General features: G+C 63.2%; 3 protein-coding genes and 1 pseudogene. 1 reads left to right on the top strand and 3 read right to left on the bottom strand.

Features of this window, described 5'->3' with window-relative positions; translation table 11 throughout:
* Window positions 1-124 precede the first annotated feature (124 nt).
* Window positions 125-1,213 (bottom strand): annotated as a pseudogene (locus NKI10_RS30740) (acyl-CoA carboxylase subunit beta); the annotation flags it as partial.
* A 407-nt stretch (window positions 1,214-1,620) separates the two neighbouring features.
* Here NKI10_RS30740 and NKI10_RS30735 point away from each other — a divergent pair.
* On the top strand, window positions 1,621-3,057 hold the full coding sequence (locus NKI10_RS30735; RefSeq protein WP_023672782.1) for a DEAD/DEAH box helicase: 1,437 nt from the start codon (window positions 1,621-1,623) through the stop codon (window positions 3,055-3,057).
* A gap of 94 nt (window positions 3,058-3,151) precedes the next feature.
* Here NKI10_RS30735 and NKI10_RS30730 read toward each other — a convergent pair whose 3' ends face one another.
* Window positions 3,152-4,132: an alpha/beta hydrolase gene (locus NKI10_RS30730; protein WP_352862604.1), complete on the bottom strand. Its 981-nt coding sequence runs from the start codon at window positions 4,130-4,132 to the stop codon at window positions 3,152-3,154.
* A 70-nt stretch (window positions 4,133-4,202) separates the two neighbouring features.
* Window positions 4,203-5,024, bottom strand: coding sequence for an SDR family oxidoreductase (locus NKI10_RS30725; protein ID WP_023698793.1), 822 nt, complete (start codon window positions 5,022-5,024; stop codon window positions 4,203-4,205).
* Window positions 5,025-5,287 lie beyond the last annotated feature (263 nt).

Genomic DNA, 5,287 nt, shown 5'->3' with positions numbered 1-5,287 from the left:
CCCCCCTTTGGGGTGGGGGGGTCTGGTGGTTTTTGCGCGCCCGGGCCGCGGCGGCTCCGCAAACCGGGTTTCCCCCCCCTGGTTTCCCCCCCCCCCATTATCCGGGGGGGGGGCGGCCCCCCCCCCCCCCCACGTCGACGAAGGTGACGATGGGAATGGAATAACAGTCGCAGAAGCGCACGAAGCGCGCCGCCTTGCGGCTTGCGTCGGAATCGAGCACGCCGGCCAGCACCATCGGCTGGTTGGCGACGAAGCCGACGGTACGGCCCTCGACGCGGCCAAAACCGGTGACGATGTTCTTGGCAAAGTTCTGCTGGATTTCGAAGAAGTCGCCTTCATCGGCAACTTTGAGGATCAGCTCCTTGATGTCGTAAGGCTTGTTGGCGTTGTCCGGGATCAGCCGGTCGAGCGACAGATCATGGTCGGTGACCGACTGGTAGCACTCGATCTCAGGAAGCTCCGACGTATTTGACGCGGGCAAAAGGTCTACCAGCCGGCGCATCTGCAACAGCGCCTCGACGTCATTGTCGTAGGCGCCGTCGGCAATCGACGATTTGGTCGTGTGGACGGACGCGCCGCCAAGGCTCTCGGCGGTCACCGTCTCGTTGGTGACCGTTTTGACCACATCCGGCCCGGTGACGAACATGTAAGAGGTGTCGCGGACCATGAAGATGAAATCGGTCATCGCAGGCGAATAGACGTCGCCGCCGGCGCACGGGCCCATGATCACGGAAATCTGAGGAATGACGCCGGATGCGAGCACGTTGCGCTGAAAGATCTCGGCATAGCCGCCTAGCGCCGCCACGCCTTCCTGGATGCGGGCGCCGCCGGCGTCGTAGATGCCGATGATCGGCGCGCGGTTGCGCAGCGCCATCTCCTGCACCTTGATGACCTTTTCGGCGTGAGCCTCCGACAGCGAGCCGCCGAAGACGGTAAAATCCTTGGCGAAGAGATAGACCGGACGGCCATTGACGGTGCCCCAGCCGGTGACGACACCATCGCCGGCGATCTTGGTTTTCTCCATGCCGAAGTCGGTCGAGCGATGCTCGACATACATGTCGAACTCCTCGAACGAGCCTTCGTCGAGAAAGACATCGATGCGCTCGCGCGCGGTGAGCTTGCCCTTCTTGTGCTGGGCGTCGATGCGGGCCTGGCCGCCGCCCATGCGGGCGATCTCGCGGCGGCGCTCAAGTTCCTTCAGCACGTCCTTCATCGCTCGGTCCCCAGAAATGGCAGCTGCCTTTGTGGTAATGATGGCTGCAGGCGTGTGCAAGCGCCGCTTTCGGCCTCGATTATTGCGCTGCAACATGTGGCCCCTTGCATTCCGGAGCGAACTCAGCCATATGCAGCCCATAGGCGCTTGGGCCGGAGATTCCGGCCTTCTCGACAAATGAGACTGGTTGCGTCTGTTTTCCCTCTTTCCGGTATATCGGCCTCTCTTTCCGATACATCACGAAGTGGCGAAAGAGCCCCGTGGCATGACGCCTGCGGGCACGACAGCGCAGCCGAGTGGACGTTACCGTCCGCCCGCCTTGTCGTTTCATATCAAATTTTTCGACGGCAGGTTGCGCCCTGCCGCCATTGATGTTTGCGGCCAAGACCGCGTGAAAGAAGACTATTTTGACCAACGAAAACACCTCAGCCGGTAACGCAATCTCGACCGGCACCACTGCGGACCTTACCGGTTTCGCAGCTCTTGGGATCACCGGCGCGCTGCTCAAGGCGACGCATGGCGCCGGCTTCACCGAGCCGAAGCCGATCCAGACGCAGGCGATCCCGCCGCAGATGGAAGGCCGTGATATCTTCGGCATCGCCCAAACCGGCTCCGGCAAGACCGCGGCCTTCGCGCTGCCGATCCTGTCGAAGATCATCGCGCTCGGCACCAAGCGCCGGGCCAAGACCACCCGTGCGCTGATCCTGGCGCCGACGCGCGAACTCGCCGTCCAGATCGAGGACACCATCAAGATCCTCGCCAAGGGCGCGCATGTCTCAACCGCTCTCGTGCTTGGCGGCGTCTCGCGCTTCAGCCAGGTGAAGAAGGTTGCGCCCGGCGTCGACATCCTGATCGCCACGCCCGGCCGCCTGACCGACCTGGTGCGCGAGGGCGACCTCATCCTCTCCGACACCAAATGGCTGGTGCTCGACGAGGGCGACCGCATGCTCGACATGGGCTTCATCAACGACGTCAAGCGGATCGCCAAGGCGACCGCGCCCGACCGTCAGACGGTGCTGTTCTCGGCCACCATGCCCAATGAAATCGCCGAACTGGCGAAGGGCCTGTTGAAGAACCCGATCCGCGTCGAAGTCGCGCCGCAGAGCACCGCTGCTGCCGAAATCGTGCAGGGCGTTGTCTTTGCCCGCACCAAGCAGAAGCGCCAGGTGCTGTCGACGATGCTCGCCGACGAAGCGATGAAGTCCGTCATCATCTTCTCGCGCACCAAACATGGCGCCGACCGGGTGACCAAGGACCTCGAACGCGACGGCTTCAAGGCCGCCGTCATCCACGGCAACAAGTCGCAGAACGCCCGCCAGAAGGCGCTCAACGATTTCCGCGAGGGCTCGGTGCGCATTCTCGTGGCGACCGACATCGCGGCGCGCGGCATCGACGTTCCCGGCATCAGCCATGTGGTGAATTTCGACCTGCCGGATGAGGCCGAAAGCTATGTCCACCGCATCGGCCGTACCGGCCGTAACGGCATGGACGGCATCGCCATCACGCTTTGCGATCCTTCCGAAAACAGCAAGCTGCGTCAGGTCGAGCGCATCATCCGCAGCAAGCTGCCGATCGTTGCCGACCATCTCGGCAGCCCGGATCCGGTGCGCAATCCGGCCGAAAAGAACGAGCGCTTCGAGCCCGCCAATGATCGCAACGACCGCAATGGCCGTCGCGACGGCAGGCGGCCCGGTGGCCAGAACAACGGCTTCGCCAAGAAGCGTTTTGGTGACAAGCCGGCCTTTGCGGGTGCAAGCGAGCGCAAGCCGGAAGGCGCCAAGGCCTTCAAGGGCAACAACAAGCGCCGCTTCGGCGGCAAGCGGCCCGCGGCGCGGGCTGCCTGATCAGACGAACCGGTCAGGCTCGTCGAGCCTGGCTTGATTGCTGACGATCGAGTATGAGGACGGTCGGGGCAATGCTTCGGCCGTCCTTTTTCGTTTAGGGCTGCCCGGTAATTGCCTGAACCCACACGACGATCCGCTGCGCCAGGAATGCCGTGGTCGAGGGCGACAGCGCGTCGCCGGCAATGACGTGGTCGTCGGGATCGCCATTGTCGTCGACGGGCACCAGTTCATGCGGTGCGCCCCAGCGGCCGGCGATTTCGCGGGTGCGATCCTGGCGCACCACCTTGTCGGAATCCGAGAAGATGAACAGCGCCGGTATGGTTGCCTTCTCCACAGGCGCTGCGTAGGCAAGGTTGGTCAGCGCCGCCATCGGTAGCACGGCCGCCATTGGATAGGTGTGCGTCCAGAGTTTCCCGTGCAGCGCGTTGCGGGTCGTAAAGCTGCGCTCCTTGCCGCCGACGAACTCGGCGATCTGCCTGCCCCAGGGCATGGTCAGCAGCTCGGCGCCTGAAGCCCTGATGCCGAAATTCGGCGAGATGAATGCGATTGCAGCGACGCCGTCCGATGCGCCAGGCTCAGTCGCCGCCCATGCCGCCAGCGATCCACCGGTCGAGGTGCCGATGACGATCACCTTGTCGCCGATGGCCCGGCCGATGGCGAGCGCCTCCTCATAGTCGTTGATCCAGGCATTGACGCTGCCTTGCGCCATAGCAGCGCCGTCCTGCCCATGACCGGTGAGGCGGGTGTAGAAAAGGTTGGCGTCGAGTTGGTCGGCGACCTCGTCGGCCAGCGGGCGAACCTCGCCCTTCGATGCCGAAAAGCCATGGATATAGACGATCGCCAATGGCGTCCTGGCGTGAACCATCGGATCGGCCCAGATGATTTCTTTCTCGAGCCCGTCGCGAACGTTGGGCACGGCAGCCTCTTCGCGCGCAATATACGCTTGCGGATCGTCGCCGATCACTTTGGGGTCGAAGCTGATTGTTGTGTCGACGGGAACGCGCGGACCAAGCAGGAGGGCCAAGACAAGGATGATGACGACGCCCAGCACCGCAAGCACGATCCGTCGCCCCATCTCAGACTCCACAACAATTCTAAAGCCTATGGCGGCCGGTGCAGTCAGGCAACAGCCGGACTGTGGACAGCTATTGGTTCGGCGGCTTGCGGTCGAAATTCAGCGGCCGCCCTGTCCAGCGGGTCGCCGTGCTGATGAACCACCGGCAGACTGGCCTTGGCAGCAGTGCCAGCACCTTCAGCCCCCAGCTCAGCCGGTGAGGGAAGGTAACCTCGAAGCCGCCATGCTCGATGCCGCGCAGCATGCGGCGCGAGGCGCGGTTGACCGGCATCAGTCCCGGCATCGGCAGCATGTTCTTTTCGGTCAGCGGCGTGTCGATGAAGCCCGGATTCATCACCTGGATCCGGACATTCATCTTGTCGAAATCGTATTTCAGCGACTCGGCCAAGATGTTGATCGCCGCCTTCGAGCCGCCATAGGCCGCCGTGGTCGGCCAGCCGAAATAGGCGGTAACCGATCCGACAAGCACAATATGGCCGCGCGCACGGATGCGCATGCGCTCCATGAGCGGGACGAGGCCATTGATGATACCGAAATAGTTGACCTCGAAGGTCTGGCGAAAGTCGCGGACCCTGAGGTCTTCGCCGGGCGTGGCGATGTAGTTGCCGGCGTTGAAGACGGCGAGCACGATCGGCCCGAGCTCCTTTTCAATCGCCGCCACCGTGCTTGCCATGCGCGGCTCATCGGTGACGTCGCAAGGGTAGGCGACGACACGTCCCGGCATCTGCGCCGTCTCGACGATGAGCGCGTCGAGTGGGTCGCCGTCGAGTGCGGTGACCGCGACGACAAAGCCCTTTGCCGCGAGGTCCTTGGCCAGCGCACGGCCGATGCCGCTGCTGCCGCCGGTTATCCAGGCGACGCCGTGCTTCGGGTTGGCCCGGTAAAGTGTCATTCTGCGCCCTGCCGATCTGTCATTAGTGCTCTAGCGGTGAAAAAATCGAATGAAAAGAGCGCTTTTCCGTACTGGTTGAAATGATCGTCATCGCGCGTTGTCCGGCCGCGGGAGATTGCAGTGCCCGAAATGCGCCCAGAGTCGGGTGAATGGACGTCGAACAGACCGGCCCACAACCTTGGGCTTTATCAACTAACCGTACCCACCCGACGGTCAAGAAAGGGTGTTGAGGGGGTGGGGGGGTTTAAAATAATGGGGGGGGG

Source organism: Mesorhizobium sp. M0802 (genome assembly GCF_040320115.1).
GTDB lineage: Bacteria > Pseudomonadota > Alphaproteobacteria > Rhizobiales > Rhizobiaceae > Mesorhizobium.
Note: the sequence above shows the minus strand (reverse complement) of the source record. Positions and strands in the feature narration are given on the sequence as shown.